Raw genomic sequence first — 12623 nt, 5'->3', positions numbered from 1 at the left:
CATGCCCATCATCAAGATCCTGCCCCACGCCGAATACTGCCCACAAGGCGCCGAGGTGACTGCTCCGGCTGGCACCTCGATCTGCGAGGCGCTGCTGGAAAACCACATCAACATCGAACACGCCTGTGAGATGAGTTGTGCCTGCACCACCTGCCATGTAGTGGTGCGCGAGGGCTTTGAGTCGCTGGCACCGTCCGAAGAAGAAGAGGACGACCTGCTGGACCGCGCCTGGGGCCTGCAACCCCAATCGCGCCTGAGCTGCCAGGCGATCCTGGCGCAAAAAGACGTGGTGATTGAGATACCCAAGTATTCGATCAACCACGCCAAGGAAAACCACTGAGGTTTGGCGGGGCCTTGATTAGCATCTTGGTTTAGCCCGCAGCGCACGCTGGGTATCTGACTCCGCGACTGTCCCCCGGCTTGCGGCTGCGCCTTAAGCCTCCTCCTTGATGCCGCTGCGTCAGACACCCAACGCACGCTGCTAGCCTCCTTTGGCAGATTGACTGGCGGCAGTCTTAGAGAGTTAGACTCCTTTTTTTGATCCGAACCTATGCGCCAAATCTTCCTCGACACCGAAACCACTGGCCTGTCTGCCGACAACGGCGACCGCATCATCGAAATCGGCTGTGTGGAGATGGTCAACCGCAAACTCACCGGCAACAACCGCCACATCTATGTGAACCCGGGGCGTGACAGCCACGAAGAAGCGCTCAAGGTGCACGGCATCACCACCGAGTTCCTCAAGGACAAGCCCAAGTTCGAGGAAATTGCCGACGACCTGCTGGCCTACCTGAGCGGTGCCGAGGTGATCATCCACAACGCGCCGTTTGACCTGGGTTTTCTGGACATGGAGTTTGGCAAGCTCGGCCACCCCAAGGTGCGCGAGATCGTCGCCAGCGTGACCGACACCCTGGTCATGGCCAAGGAGCTGTACCCGGGCAAACGCAACTCACTCGACGCCCTGTGTGACCGCCTCGAAGTCGACAACTCGGGCCGAACCTTGCACGGCGCGCTGCTGGACGCCGAACTGCTGGCCGACGTGTTCATCAACCTGACCCGCGGTCAGGACGTGTTGCTGATGGATGACAGCTCGGCCAACGAGGCGTCGGGCAACGGCTCCCCGCTGATGGACCTGCGGGTGTTCAACCTGCCGGTGCTGAGCGCCAACGAACAGGAACTGGCCGCCCACGAAACCGTGCTGAAACAGATCGACAAAGACAGCAAGGGGAAAACGGTTTGGCGGGTGTTGGAGCCGGTGGCGGCGGAGTGACTTTAATGGATGAAGTAGCTTGCTGGGCGGCTTCATCGGGCCAGTTCGTGTTGAATGATTCGGTGGCGAACTATCACCATTCTGGATATACCTCGAATGAATCAGGCAGATACCCAAAACATGCCGATTCCACAATACGAACTCCATAATTCTGAAACCATCGGCGCATGAAGTCTGCTTTATGCGGTGGGCAACGTGGATCAATTGCAACCGTTTCAACTAAGTCTTCGGAACACGGTGCAAATTCTCGGAGCGGCAATTTTCCCAGCTTAACGAAGCCCCAAGCTTTAAGGTCTTCCTTTAGTACTAAATGGTATTTGTGATTCGGATCTAAATATGCTTGATCTTCAAGTACTGACGTTGAACAAACCTCCTCCCCCAGTCGAACGAATAATCTGACTTCATCCTCGTGTTCAAAACTCTTGTCCTTTAGTCGGCAGGTAGTTCTAAGTTCGCTAAAGCGGCGCTGTTGTTCTCGCTGGTAGTAACGAGGATCAACGTCATTGAATAGTGGTAAAGATTTTCCTTTTCGGGAGTATCGCTCGGCTATACGACGGTGTGCCTTTGCTCGCCTAGTAATTTTTTGGGCAATCCATTGCAGTGAAGCATATTCAACTGGTGCGATGTAGCCAGCGGACGACACTAATACTCTTTGATTCAAATTTCTCTCGGAGAGGCGAGAAATGCTGTATTTTTCAAGAAGTTCTTCGATTGGGCGTCGCAGTTTCGAAATTGTGGTGGAAACTCTGACGGAGCAGTAGTCGGGGGAATAAAGTGACCACATTGCGACGGACTCCGGGTTACGGCTCCAACAGCTGATGAAGTGGCTTTGCTTGATTTGCTCATGATGTGTACGCGCGGTGTATCCGTCGTGCCAACCCATACCGCAACCACTGGCCGGTTTTGCTGCTTCAAGTTGAACCAATAGTCGGTCAATACCCTCGTTCTTGTCCGAGAAGGTGTCCGCCCGTGAGAACATTAGCTGTTTGTTTCGAACAATGGCCGCAGCTCCGAAAAAATCAAGCGTTCGGTACAAGACAGTGTCTTCTGAAAGCGAAGGGTCCACCTCAAGTATTGATGATGTCATGACGGTCAGGGCAAAAGAATGAAGAATCGATACTTGTCGTAATGTAGCTGAGCGCTTTTCCTTGGACCGCACTTCCGCATCCGTCATAATCCCCCCCGCTAGAGGTGCCGCCCGGTTGGGGTGGCTGAGAAATACTCTTAGGGTCAGTGCTGAACTGACCCATCACCTGATCTGGGTCGTGCCAGCGTAGGAAAGCGTCAAAAACTTGCTTAGCGTCGTGCGACTTCGGGTCTTTAACCTGTGACGGCCATGACGACTTCTTCCAACGCTTTAACACCTTCTGACATCTGGGCCGACGTGCTCGCTGTGCGCACGCAGCGCCCGCTGGTGCATTCCATCACCAACCTGGTGGTGATGAACTACAACGCCAACTTCCTTCTGGCCATGGGCGCCTCGCCGGTGATGGCGCACGCGCACGAAGAGGTGCGCGACATGGCGGCCATTGCGCAGGCGCTGGTGCTCAACATCGGCACGCTCGAGCCCTATTGGATCGAGAGCATGCGCCAGGCGCTGGCCATTGCCGCACAGCGTGGCATCAAAACCGTGCTGGACCCAGTGGGTGCGGGGGCTACCAGCTATCGTAACCAGAGCATCGCGGCCTTGCTGGCCCAGGCCAGCCCGTCGGTGATTCGTGGCAATGCGTCTGAGATCATGAGTGTGGCAGGTGTGGCGGTGCAGACGCGCGGGGTAGACAGCGGCGCTGCCGTCAGCGACGCCCTGCAAGCCGCACGCGACCTGGCAAAGAGTACCGGCGGTGTGGTGTGCGTCAGTGGTGAGGTGGACCATGTGCTGGACGCCAGTGGCCGCCACATCAGCTTGGCCAACGGCCATGAGTGGATGACGCGTATCACCGGTGTGGGCTGTTCTGCCACCGCGCTGGTGGGGGCGTTTTGTGCGGTGCAGCCCGATGCCTGGCGCGCCACGGTGTCGGCCATGGCGTACCTGGGTGTGGTGGGGCAGGTAGCTACACAGCAGGTGCAGGCCCAGGGCTTGGGCGTGGGTAGTCTGCAAATCGCTTTGCTGGACCAGTTGCAGCTGCTGGACCGGGTGACCTTTGAGTCTGTGCTCAAAATGGCCTGTAGCCCAATCTCTGCCTGAGCCATGCACTCTGCTTTCAGTAGCGATGTTGCGCGCCCAGACCGGGCAGCCGTGGCCGATCTGGTGCGGCTGTATCTGGTGACCGACCAGCAGGCGCTACGCGGTCGAAACCTGACGGACGTGGTGATGGCGGCGGTGCAGGGCGGTGCCACCTGTGTGCAGCTGCGTGAAAAGACCAGTAACACGCGCGACTTTGTGGCGTTGGCTTGTGCTCTCAACGATTTGTTGACGCCTTTGGGTGTGCCGCTGGTGATCAATGACCGCATTGACGTGGCGCTGGCCTGCGGCGCGCAGGGGGTGCACCTGGGCCAGTCGGACATGCCCGTTGGGTTGGCGCGCCAGCTGCTGCCAGCGCAGGTGTTTATTGGCCTGTCGGTCGAAACACTGGACGATGTGCATCGCGCAGCCAGCTTGCCAGTGGATTACCTGGGTGTCAGCCCGGTGTTCCCGACCCCCACCAAAAGTGACACCGCGCCGCCCTGGGGGCTGGCTGGTTTGTCTGCCGTGCGGGCTGTGACCCAATTGCCACTGGTGGCCATTGGTGGCATCCATCTGAGCAATGCGGCCGAGGTGTTGGCCGCCGGGGCCAACGGGCTGGCGGTGGTCAGTGCGCTGTGTTCAGCGGATGACCCGGCAGCGGCGGCGCGGGCTTTTCGGGCGCTGTTTTGATCTAACAGACAGCGCCCAGGTTTCTCATATCTTGTAAGCCTTTTTAGCCTCTAGCCCTTGTGGCATAAGGACAGTTTGTTATGACTTTTGAACTGAATCAGCGCTACCCGCATGTGTTGTCGATTGCGGGTTCGGACAGCGGCGGCGGCGCGGGCATCCAGGCGGACTTGAAGACTTTTGCCGCCTTGGGCTGTTTTGGCATGACGGCGATCACCGCACTCACCGCACAAAACACCCGTGGGGTGCGCAGCATCCACGGTGTGCCGCCGCAGATTCTGCGTGACCAGATCGACGCGGTGATCGAAGACATTGGCGTGGACGCGGTCAAGATCGGCATGTTGCACGCGCCTGACATTGTGCGCACCGTGGCCCAGGCGCTGGACAAACACCAGCCGCCGCATGTGGTGTTTGACCCGGTGATGGTGGCCACCAGCGGCGCGGTGCTGATCGACGCTGAGGCCATCCATGTGCTGGTGGCCGAGCTGTTTGCCCGTGTGGCGCTGATCACCCCCAACCTGGACGAGGCCGGTTTGCTGGTTGGTAAGCCGCTCAGCAGTGTGCAAGACATGTTGCCCGCCGCCCAGCTGCTGCTGGGCCAGGGTGCGCGGGCGGTGTTGCTCAAAGGCGGCCATTTGCCCGGTGAAGAGGTGGTGGACCTGCTGCTGGCATCGGGCGCCGAGCCGATCTGGATGCACGGCCCCCGCATCCACAGCCCCAACACCCACGGCACGGGTTGCACCTTGTCGAGCGCCGTGGCCGCCCATCTTGCCCTGGGCCACACCCTGCCAGACGCGGTGCAACAGGCCAGAGCATTTGTGCGCCAAGCCATGGCAGCCGGGGCCACCGTCAAAACCGGCCAAGGCAGCGGCCCACTGAACCACGGCTTTGCGCCGGTGGTGATGCGGGTTAATCCGCGCCCCTGACGCTGCCTTGGTTTTTGAGTATGTAGTAACATTTCTACATATTTTTTAAGTGAGGTGCGGATATGACCATCACGACCCTGTCAAGCCGAGAGTTCAACCAGGCCGCAAGTGAGGCCAAGCGGGCTGCCAACAAGGGGCCGGTGTTTATCACAGACCGGGGCAGGCCAGCCCATGTGTTGATGAGCATGGCGCTCTACCAGCGCCTTACCGCCAGCCAGTCGAAGATCGCCGACTTGCTGGCGATGCCGGGCAGCGAGGAGCTTGATTTTGAGATACCTCGCCTGCCTGATCTTGCCCGACCTGCGGACTTGTCCTGATGTTCATTCTTGACACCAACGTGGTGTCTGAACTGCGCAAAGTCCGCCTTGGCCGCGCTGATCCCAACGTGGCACGTTGGGCCGACAGCGTGGACGCCACAGACCTGTACTTGTCGGCAATCACCGTGCAAGAACTGGAGATGGGCGTGCTGCTGGCTGAGCGCCGCGACCCACCCCAGGGTGCCATGTTTCGCGTCTGGTTCGAGAGCCATGTTTTGCCAGCCTTTGCGGGCCGCATCCTGCCTGTGGATGCGGCTGTGGCCAAACGCAGCGCAGCCCTGCATGTCCCAGACCCTCGCCCGGCCATGGACAGCCTGATTGCCGCCACGGCACTGGTCCATGGTTTGACCGTGGTCACCCGCAACGTCGCCGATTTTGAATCGTGCGGCGTGTTGATCCTTAACCCTTGGGAACCCGGCTGAGCGACTGCTCCCAGGCGGCTTGAAACGCGCGCACCGCCGTTTCGGGCAGGTCTGCCGCCACCAGTGCCCGCACCACACCCACAGAGCCAACCCCACACGCCAGCACCGCGCCCAGGTGATCCAGGTCAATGCCACCAATCGCCACCGTGGGGTAGTGGCGCAGCAAACGGGTGTAGACCTGCAACCGCGCCAGACCTTGCGGTGGGGTGGCCATGCGTTTGAGGGTGGTGGCAAACACCGCACCCATCGCGATGTAGCTGGGGCCATAGTGGGCGGCGCGCAGCATCTCGGCATACCCGTGGCTGCTGATGCCCAGGCGCAACCCAGCGCGGCGGATGGAACCCAGGTCGGCCTCGCTCAGGCTGTCCAGGTCTTCCTGGCCCAGGTGCACACCGTAAGCTCCGGCCTCGATGGCGGCTTGCCAATGGTCGTTGATGAACAGCAGGGCCTGGGTGCCGCGCACGGCCTCGACCGCCGCACGCACCTCATGGCGGATGGCCTGGACATCGTCGGACTTGAAGCGCAGCTGCACCGTGGGCACCCCGGCGCGCGCCAAACGCCCGACCCAGGCTGCGTCGGGCAACACCGCGTACAGGCCCAGTTGCTGCGGACAGGGGGCAAATGCTTCGGCGTCTGACCGGTGGCGCAGGCCAAAGTCCTCGGGCTCGGTGGGCCACTGGTTGGCGTCAAACTGGCCGGTGCGTCGCGTTTGGGCCTGCCAGGCGCTGGCAATCACATCGGCGTCGGCCTCGTCAAAGTTCAGCGCCAAACTGGCTAGGTGCGCGGCTTGGTAAACCTCGGTGCTTGCCTCATCTTTGATAGCTGTTAGCCCTTGATTGATAAGGGCTGGAGGCTCAAAAGTCTTGGAAGTTTTGGGAGTTCCAAGTGCCAACGCGGCATGGGCGCTGAGAATGGCTTGCGCCATGTTTGTCGCGGTGTTGGTCATGGTGAGGGTTCAAGCCTGGTGCCAGAACGGTGTGCCCAGCACCGGCGTGCTGGGCTCGGCGGAGGCTTTTTCGGCCATGGTGCCGGCCAGAAAAGCATCACGCCCGGCCTGGGTGGCGGCGGCAAAGGCACCGGCCATACGCACCGGGTCGTTGGCCAGCGCCACAGCGGTGTTGAGCAAGACGCCGTCAAAACCCCATTCCATCACCTGCGCCGCGTGGGACGGCCGGCCCAGGCCCGCGTCCACAATCATTGGCACCTGCAGGCGTGCGCGCAGGGTCTGCAAGGCGTAGGGGTTGATCGGGCCTTTGCCGGTGCCAATCGGTGCGGCCCAGGGCATCAGGGCTTGGCAACCCACATCCACCAGCCGCTGGCACAGCACCAGGTCGTCGGTGCAGTAGGGCAGCACCTTGAAGCCGTCCTGGATCAACTGGCGGGCGGCGTCGACCATGTTCAGGGTGTCGGGCTGCAGCGTGTAGTCGTCGCCAATGAGTTCAAGCTTGAGCCAGGGCGTGTTGAACACCTCACGCGCCATCTGCGCGGTGGTGATTAACTCAGCCACCGTGTGGCAACCGGCGGTATTGGGCAACACCGGCACACCCAGCTCGGCCAGCAGTTGCCAGAAGCGGTTGGGGCTGTTGCTGCTGTCCAGGTTTTGCCGACGCAGTGAGGCGGTCAACATGGCAGGCTGGGCGCGTTTGACGGCCGCCTGCAAGATGCCGGGAGAGGGGTAACGCGCGGTGCCCAGCATCAGGCGGCTGGCGAATGACTCGCCGTACAAGACCAGCGGGTCGCTCGGTGGGGTGTCAGGGGACATGTGATTTGTGTTCATGGGGTTAACGATGGGTTCAGCCGCCCACCACTGGGGCGATCAATTCAATCTGGTCACCCTCTTGGAGCGGGGTCTGTGCATACTGGGTGTTGGGCACAAATTGCCGGTTTAGCGCGGCCGCAAAAGGCGGTGTTAACTGGCTGATCGCCACCGCCTGGGCCAGCGTGGCCCCTTCGGGCAACTCACACGCTTGTTGGTTGAGGAACACCTTCATGGCGCGGCCTCCAGTGCCAAACCCAGGCCTTGTGCCAGGGGCGAGCTGCCGCTGGCCATCAGCTCCAGCACCACGTCGTGCATCGCAGGGGCGATCAAATAGCCGTGGCGGTACAAGCCGTTGACCTGCAAGCTGCGTGGGCCGAGCCAGCGCACCGTGGGCAGGTTGTTGGGCAGGGCGGGGCGGCACTGCGCCACCAGCTCCACAATGCGGGCCTCGCCAAAACCGCTGTCCACGGTGTAGGCGGCGCTGAGCAGCTCGAGTGCTGATCGCAGACTCATCGGTGAGGTGTCGTCCGACTCGATCTCGGTGGCGCCGACCAAAAAGTAGCCCTCTTGCTTGGGCGCGATGTAGATCGGGTAACGCGGGTGGATCAGCCGGGTCGGACGCGACAGGCGCACCTGGGGTGCGTGCAAGGTGACGATCTCACCACGCACACCGCGTAACTCAGGCCACTGCGGCTGCGCCCCCAGGCCACGGCAATCGAGCAGCCAGTCAGGCTGATCGACCTGGCCGGGCTCAAAGTCCAGCGGGCTACGCGGGCTGGCCCAGTGCAAGTCCACACCCAGGCGCAGCATCTGAAACAGCAGCGCATCCACCAGCTGGTGGTTGTCGAGCTGGCCTTCACCGGGCAGGTACAGGCCGTGGGCAAAACGGCTGCCCATGCCGGGCTCCAGCGACTCTAGCGCTGCAGAGTCCAGCGTTTGTGGCTGCGGCAGCTCGGGCAGGCGTGAGCCAGTGGCGGCCAGCAGCTGGCCAAAACGTTGCGCATCCGGCGCGTCCTGGCGGTGCCAGACCACCAGTGTGCCTTCGCGTTGGAAAAACACCGGGGTGTCGAGCGCGGCAATCAGCTCGGGCCAACGCGTCAGGCTGTGTTGGCCCAGGCGCACCACCTCGTCCTCGGCCACGGCCGACTCGGCCAGTGGCGCCAACATGGCGGCAGCGGCAAAGGCTGCCGCACCGCGCGAATCGGCCGCGCGTTCCTCAAACACCGTCACAGTGTGGCCTGCGCGTGCCAGTGAACACGTCAGCAGCCGACCCATCAGGCCGGCACCAAGAATGGTGATGTTCATGCGTGCACCTCACGCAAGGCAGCGGCAGCTGGGCGCGTCAGCCAGGCCAGGGTGAAGGTCAGGGCCAGCGTGGGCAGGGCAGAACCCCATTGCGGCGCGTAGTTGGCCAACAGGTGGTAACAAGTGATGCCCAGCAACCACAGGCCAGCGGCCATCCAGTCCACGGCTTTGTTGGAGACGGCCAGGCTGGGTGTACCCAGCGCCAGCCGCCCCAGAATCACCCCATACAGCGGCACAAACACCGAGCTGAGCAGCAGCAAAAACGGCTCCAGACTGTGCATCGGCAACACCAGCGCCAGTGCGGTACACACCACGGCCAGACCCAGGCCCCACTGCCGGATGCTCCAGCTGCCGCGCAGGCTTTGGCCCGACACCGAAGCGGAGTACACATCGCCATAGGCGTTGTCGATTTCGTCCACCAGAATCAGGCTCAGGGCCAGCAAACCACCTTGTGCCAGTAGCAACGCGGTGACCAGGTCGGTGCCCGGCTGCGCCACACTCACCACCATCACACCCAGGGCGTAACACCAGATGTTGGCCAGCGCATAACCGAGCCAGGTGCCACTCATCGCACTGCGGCCGTTTTTGCCGTGGCGCGCGTAGTCGGCCACCAGCGGCAACCAGGACACCGGCATCGCAATCACCAGGTCCATCGCCGAGAGCAGGCCCATGCTGCCATCCCCTTGGCGTGCCCAAAACGCTGCCAGCCCCTGCGCCTGCAATTGGCTGCCAAATTGCCAGGTCAGCCACAGCAGCGAGGCAATCACCAGCGGCAGGGCGATGCGGCTGATGAGTTGGCGTACCAGCCGGGTCATGGACCCCGCCAGCAGCGCTATCAGCACGCCGCCCCAGAGCAGGGTGCTGACAAGCAGGCCTGAAGTGCCACCCAGGTCCAACCCAAAAGATTGCAGGCTGATCGCGCGGGTGCCGTCGCGCATGATCACCAGCTCAAAGGTGGTCCAGCCGATCAGTTGCACCATGTTCAAGAGCACCGGCAGGCGCGCAAACTGGCTGCCAAAGCTGGCGTGCATCAGGCCCGCACTCGACAGACCGGTGCTGCAGCCCAGCCGCGCGGTCCAGGCCAGCAGGCCGGCGCCGACCAGCGAGCCCAGCACAATCGCCACCGCCGCGTCGCGGCTGCCCACGGCGGGCACCAGGTAGGCGCCAATCTGCATCACCAGCAGGCCCACACCCAGGCTGAACCACAGGGCGGTGTGGTCGCGCCAGCTGAAAACCCGCTCGCTGGCGGCGATGGGTGAGAGCGCCGAATTCGACGCCGGGTTGGGTGAAATGTGTGTGTTTGCCATCCGTTTGCTCCATGCAAAAAGTTGGCAGGTCAGCGTCGATCGTGACGGGTAAACGTTGTCTGAGAAGGCGGCAACCCCCGTGCTTGGACCAGCTTCCCTGCGCGAGGATTACCTCAATCAGGTTCAAAGGGACTCTCTCAGTCGGCCCACAGCGTGTACTGCGGGCCAACACCCCTAGCGTGTGCGCCAGGTGACTGGCGCGTGGCGGATTCTAGCCTGCGTGAGCGTGCACCTGGCTGACATCACATGTTAGATGCAAAATTGGCCTCTGGCCCTTATGGTATCTGGGTGGATAGCTATCAAAAGTGATAAATCTGGCCAAGGGCCGCTGTGTTGGCTCGAGGGTGTTGGGCATCAAGCTGGGTGAGGCCCGAGCCTTTCTCAGGGCGCTGGCAAAACCCCAAGCCGCTGCTGCAACAGCGCGCTGCTGGTGGTGTACTGCAGCACCGTCGAAGCCTCCGGGTGGACCAGCGCGGCCGCTCCAAACGCGGCCAAGGTGGCCTCATGGAAACCGCAGACGATCAGCTTCTTTTTGCCCGGGTAGGTGATCACATCCCCCACCGCAAAAATGCCTGGCGCACTGGTGGCAAAGGTGGCGGTGTCCACCGTGAGCTGTTTGCGCTCCATGGCCAGGCCCCACTGCGCAACCGGGCCAAGTTTGGGGCTGATGCCCTGGAACACCAGCAACAGGTCCAACGGCAGGTTCAGGGTCTGGTCGTCCGGGGTGCTGACCGTCACACCCGTCAGTCGCTGGGTGTCAGTCTGGATACCGGTGATTTGGCCGGCTTGAAAGTGGATGCGACCGGCATCGCGTAATGCGGCAAATTCAGCCAGGGCGGCTTCGCTGGCCTGCAAGACCTCACGCCGGTAGACCAGGGTGATGCTGCGGACCTGGCCAGCTTGGGCCAGATGGACAGCCTGGGCCACGGCCTCGTCTTCACCACCCACTATCACGATGTCTTTGCCGCTGACCAGCTCGGGCGGCGGTGATTTGTAGAACAGCTGCTGGCCCAGAAACGCGCCGAGACCATCGAGCTTGAGTTCTTTGGGCACAAACGCACCCACGCCAGCTGCCACCACCACGGTGCGTGCCAGGAACTGCTGGCAAGGTTGATTGTTGCGCTCGGTGCTCACCAGCCAGCCGCCATCGGCCTGTGGCGCCAGCGAGCTGACCAGCTGGTCCCAGTGATAACCGGGTGAAAACGGTGCGATTTGCCGCAGCAGGTTCTGCGTCAGCTCACGCCCGCTGCACACCGGCACACCGGGTATGTCGTAAATGGGTTTGTCCGGGTACAGCGCGGCACATTGGCCACCCGGCGCGTCGAGCACGTCCACCACCTGGGCCTGGAGGCCTTGCAGCCCCAGCTGAAACACCGTGAACAAACCAACGGGTCCGGCGCCGATGACCAGTGCGTCGGTTTCGATCACGGTGGGGTGTCAGACGTGAAAAATCAGCGTTGCAGCTCGGAGAGTTTGCCGGTTTTGTCTTTCCACTCTTCGGCTTCGGGCAGCGGCGACTTGCGCTTGGTGATGGTTTTCCAGCTGGGCAACTGGGCCAGCTCGGCGTTGAGCTGAGTCATGTGGCGCTGGTCTTTGGGCACATCTTCTTCGGCGTAGATGGCGTTGACCGGGCATTCCGGGATGCAGACAGCGCAGTCGATGCACTCGTCCGGGTCGATCGTCAAAAAATTCGGGCCTTCGCGGAAACAGTCCACGGGGCACACGTCGACGCAATCGGTGTATTTGCACTTGATACAGGCTTCGGTGACGACATGGGTCATGTTGAGTGGTCTACGGTTGTATTAAAAGGACGGGATTTTAAATGCTTGCGCAAGGCCTGCCGCAAGCATAGAAGTTATGCCGCCAAGACACATTGAGATGTATCAAGTCAACGCGCGGCCCCGTTGGTGTTGCTGGCGAACACCTGGCCCAGGATACGCATCTGCTGACCCATGTCCTTGCCCACCAGGTCCTGGATGCTTTGTTCGTCACTCTGGCTGGCCACACCGGCGGCCGTCAGGCGGGCGCGCAGCTCTGTCACGGGGATGCCCGCCACGTCGGCCACCGTGCTCAAGGAGCTTCTGGCCAGGGCCTGCACCGGCGCCACAAAGGGCGGTTTGCCGCCAGCCGCGCCCCCCAGCGGCACAAAGCTGATTGCCAGCACCAATGCACTGGCGCCCAGCACCCAGCGGCCAGTGGTGTTGGCCAGGTGCCGCTTGAAGGCGTTGATGTTCAGTGCCACGTGCAACAATACCCCCACCACCATGGCCCAGCCCAGCCATTCGTGCGCGGTTTTGTTGAGGCCAATGTCCATGTGGAAAAACATCAGGCTGCCCGTGACAGCCATGAGCAGAAAAATGCCGGTCACCAGCGGGGTGATCCAAGGGCGTTGTGCGTTCAGAGTCATGATGTATCCTTGTGTGTTGGCTTGGTAAAGAGGTCTTGTGATGGATTGTCCAAGCCGGG

General features: G+C 61.8%; 16 protein-coding genes and 2 riboswitches. Of the genes, 7 read left to right on the top strand and 9 right to left on the bottom strand.

The window, feature by feature from the left end:
• Position 1 precedes the first annotated feature (1 nt).
• Positions 2-340, top strand: a complete 339-nt coding sequence (gene fdx, locus FDG13_RS09885) for an ISC system 2Fe-2S type ferredoxin (RefSeq protein ID WP_180127179.1) — start codon at positions 2-4, stop codon at positions 338-340.
• A 210-nt stretch (positions 341-550) separates the two neighbouring features.
• A complete protein-coding gene (gene dnaQ / locus FDG13_RS09880) occupies positions 551-1270 on the top strand; it encodes a DNA polymerase III subunit epsilon (RefSeq protein ID WP_180127177.1) in 720 nt (239 codons plus the stop codon).
• A 73-nt stretch (positions 1271-1343) separates the two neighbouring features.
• Here the strand turns inward: dnaQ and FDG13_RS09875 are convergent, their stop codons facing one another.
• Entirely contained in the window at positions 1344-2444 is a 1101-nt protein-coding gene (locus FDG13_RS09875) for a DUF2971 domain-containing protein (protein WP_180127175.1), read from the bottom strand.
• Between the two features lie 3 nt (positions 2445-2447).
• Positions 2448-2567: riboswitch (TPP riboswitch) on the top strand.
• A 39-nt stretch (positions 2568-2606) separates the two neighbouring features.
• On the opposite strand from FDG13_RS09875, the gene thiM reads away from it, so the two are divergent.
• The 5 genes from thiM (at position 2607) to FDG13_RS09850 (ending at position 5786) form a co-directional block, all read left to right on the top strand.
• The gene (thiM, locus tag FDG13_RS09870; RefSeq protein ID WP_180127173.1) at positions 2607-3455 is read left to right on the top strand and encodes a hydroxyethylthiazole kinase; all 849 of its coding nucleotides are present in this window, start codon (positions 2607-2609) and stop codon (positions 3453-3455) included.
• Between the two features lie 3 nt (positions 3456-3458).
• The gene (thiE, locus tag FDG13_RS09865; protein ID WP_180127172.1) at positions 3459-4124 is read left to right on the top strand and encodes a thiamine phosphate synthase; all 666 of its coding nucleotides are present in this window, start codon (positions 3459-3461) and stop codon (positions 4122-4124) included.
• An 80-nt stretch (positions 4125-4204) separates the two neighbouring features.
• Complete coding sequence (gene thiD, locus FDG13_RS09860) at positions 4205-5047, top strand: bifunctional hydroxymethylpyrimidine kinase/phosphomethylpyrimidine kinase (RefSeq protein ID WP_180127170.1); 843 nt, start codon at positions 4205-4207, stop codon at positions 5045-5047.
• A gap of 62 nt (positions 5048-5109) precedes the next feature.
• Positions 5110-5364 (top strand): type II toxin-antitoxin system Phd/YefM family antitoxin, encoded by a 255-nt coding sequence (locus tag FDG13_RS09855; RefSeq protein ID WP_180127167.1) that lies wholly within the window; start codon positions 5110-5112, stop codon positions 5362-5364.
• Positions 5361-5786: a type II toxin-antitoxin system VapC family toxin gene (locus tag FDG13_RS09850; RefSeq protein WP_218942693.1), complete on the top strand. Its 426-nt coding sequence runs from the start codon at positions 5361-5363 to the stop codon at positions 5784-5786. Before FDG13_RS09855 ends, FDG13_RS09850 begins: the two co-directional genes overlap by 4 nt.
• Here the strand turns inward: FDG13_RS09850 and FDG13_RS09845 are convergent.
• The 8 genes from FDG13_RS09845 to FDG13_RS09810 form a co-directional block, all read right to left on the bottom strand.
• The gene (locus FDG13_RS09845) at positions 5764-6732 is read right to left on the bottom strand and encodes a thiamine phosphate synthase (RefSeq protein WP_255435185.1); all 969 of its coding nucleotides are present in this window, start codon (positions 6730-6732) and stop codon (positions 5764-5766) included. The genes FDG13_RS09850 and FDG13_RS09845 overlap by 23 nt on opposite strands.
• 9 nt (positions 6733-6741) lie before the next feature.
• On the bottom strand, positions 6742-7548 hold the full coding sequence (locus FDG13_RS09840) for a thiazole synthase (RefSeq protein WP_180127163.1): 807 nt from the start codon (positions 7546-7548) through the stop codon (positions 6742-6744).
• Between the two features lie 31 nt (positions 7549-7579).
• Positions 7580-7777, bottom strand: coding sequence for a sulfur carrier protein ThiS (gene thiS / locus FDG13_RS09835; protein ID WP_180127161.1), 198 nt, complete (start codon positions 7775-7777; stop codon positions 7580-7582).
• Entirely contained in the window at positions 7774-8850 is a 1077-nt protein-coding gene (locus FDG13_RS09830; protein ID WP_180127159.1) for an FAD-dependent oxidoreductase, read from the bottom strand. Before FDG13_RS09830 ends, thiS begins: the two co-directional genes overlap by 4 nt.
• Positions 8847-10157, bottom strand: a complete 1311-nt coding sequence (locus FDG13_RS09825; protein ID WP_180127157.1) for a cytosine permease — start codon at positions 10155-10157, stop codon at positions 8847-8849. Before FDG13_RS09825 ends, FDG13_RS09830 begins: the two co-directional genes overlap by 4 nt.
• Positions 10158-10234: 77 nt before the next feature.
• Positions 10235-10343: riboswitch (TPP riboswitch) on the bottom strand.
• 195 nt (positions 10344-10538) lie between these two features.
• Positions 10539-11585: an NAD(P)/FAD-dependent oxidoreductase gene (locus FDG13_RS09820; protein ID WP_180127155.1), complete on the bottom strand. Its 1047-nt coding sequence runs from the start codon at positions 11583-11585 to the stop codon at positions 10539-10541.
• A 23-nt stretch (positions 11586-11608) separates the two neighbouring features.
• Positions 11609-11938: a ferredoxin FdxA gene (gene fdxA / locus FDG13_RS09815; RefSeq protein WP_180127153.1), complete on the bottom strand. Its 330-nt coding sequence runs from the start codon at positions 11936-11938 to the stop codon at positions 11609-11611.
• A gap of 107 nt (positions 11939-12045) precedes the next feature.
• On the bottom strand, positions 12046-12564 hold the full coding sequence (locus FDG13_RS09810) for a DUF4405 domain-containing protein (protein ID WP_180127151.1): 519 nt from the start codon (positions 12562-12564) through the stop codon (positions 12046-12048).
• Positions 12565-12623 lie beyond the last annotated feature (59 nt).

It is taken from the genome of Rhodoferax sp. BLA1, from assembly GCF_013416775.1.
Classification (GTDB): Bacteria; Pseudomonadota; Gammaproteobacteria; order Burkholderiales; family Burkholderiaceae_C; genus Rhodoferax.
This window is presented reverse-complemented; position numbering and strand designations above follow the sequence as displayed.

Coding starts and splice junctions, on each gene's coding strand:
- fdx (WP_180127179.1), top strand. CDS start 2: ATGCCCATCATCAAGATCCTGCCCCACGCCGAATACTGCCCACAAGGC.
- dnaQ (WP_180127177.1), top strand. CDS start 551: ATGCGCCAAATCTTCCTCGACACCGAAACCACTGGCCTGTCTGCCGAC.
- FDG13_RS09875 (WP_180127175.1), bottom strand. CDS start 2,444: ATGACGGATGCGGAAGTGCGGTCCAAGGAAAAGCGCTCAGCTACATTA.
- thiM (WP_180127173.1), top strand. CDS start 2,607: ATGACGACTTCTTCCAACGCTTTAACACCTTCTGACATCTGGGCCGAC.
- thiE (WP_180127172.1), top strand. CDS start 3,459: ATGCACTCTGCTTTCAGTAGCGATGTTGCGCGCCCAGACCGGGCAGCC.
- thiD (WP_180127170.1), top strand. CDS start 4,205: ATGACTTTTGAACTGAATCAGCGCTACCCGCATGTGTTGTCGATTGCG.
- FDG13_RS09855 (WP_180127167.1), top strand. CDS start 5,110: ATGACCATCACGACCCTGTCAAGCCGAGAGTTCAACCAGGCCGCAAGT.
- FDG13_RS09845 (WP_255435185.1), bottom strand. CDS start 6,732: ATGACCAACACCGCGACAAACATGGCGCAAGCCATTCTCAGCGCCCAT.
- FDG13_RS09840 (WP_180127163.1), bottom strand. CDS start 7,548: ATGTCCCCTGACACCCCACCGAGCGACCCGCTGGTCTTGTACGGCGAG.
- thiS (WP_180127161.1), bottom strand. CDS start 7,777: ATGAAGGTGTTCCTCAACCAACAAGCGTGTGAGTTGCCCGAAGGGGCC.
- FDG13_RS09830 (WP_180127159.1), bottom strand. CDS start 8,850: ATGAACATCACCATTCTTGGTGCCGGCCTGATGGGTCGGCTGCTGACG.
- FDG13_RS09825 (WP_180127157.1), bottom strand. CDS start 10,157: ATGGCAAACACACACATTTCACCCAACCCGGCGTCGAATTCGGCGCTC.
- fdxA (WP_180127153.1), bottom strand. CDS start 11,938: ATGACCCATGTCGTCACCGAAGCCTGTATCAAGTGCAAATACACCGAT.
- FDG13_RS09810 (WP_180127151.1), bottom strand. CDS start 12,564: ATGACTCTGAACGCACAACGCCCTTGGATCACCCCGCTGGTGACCGGC.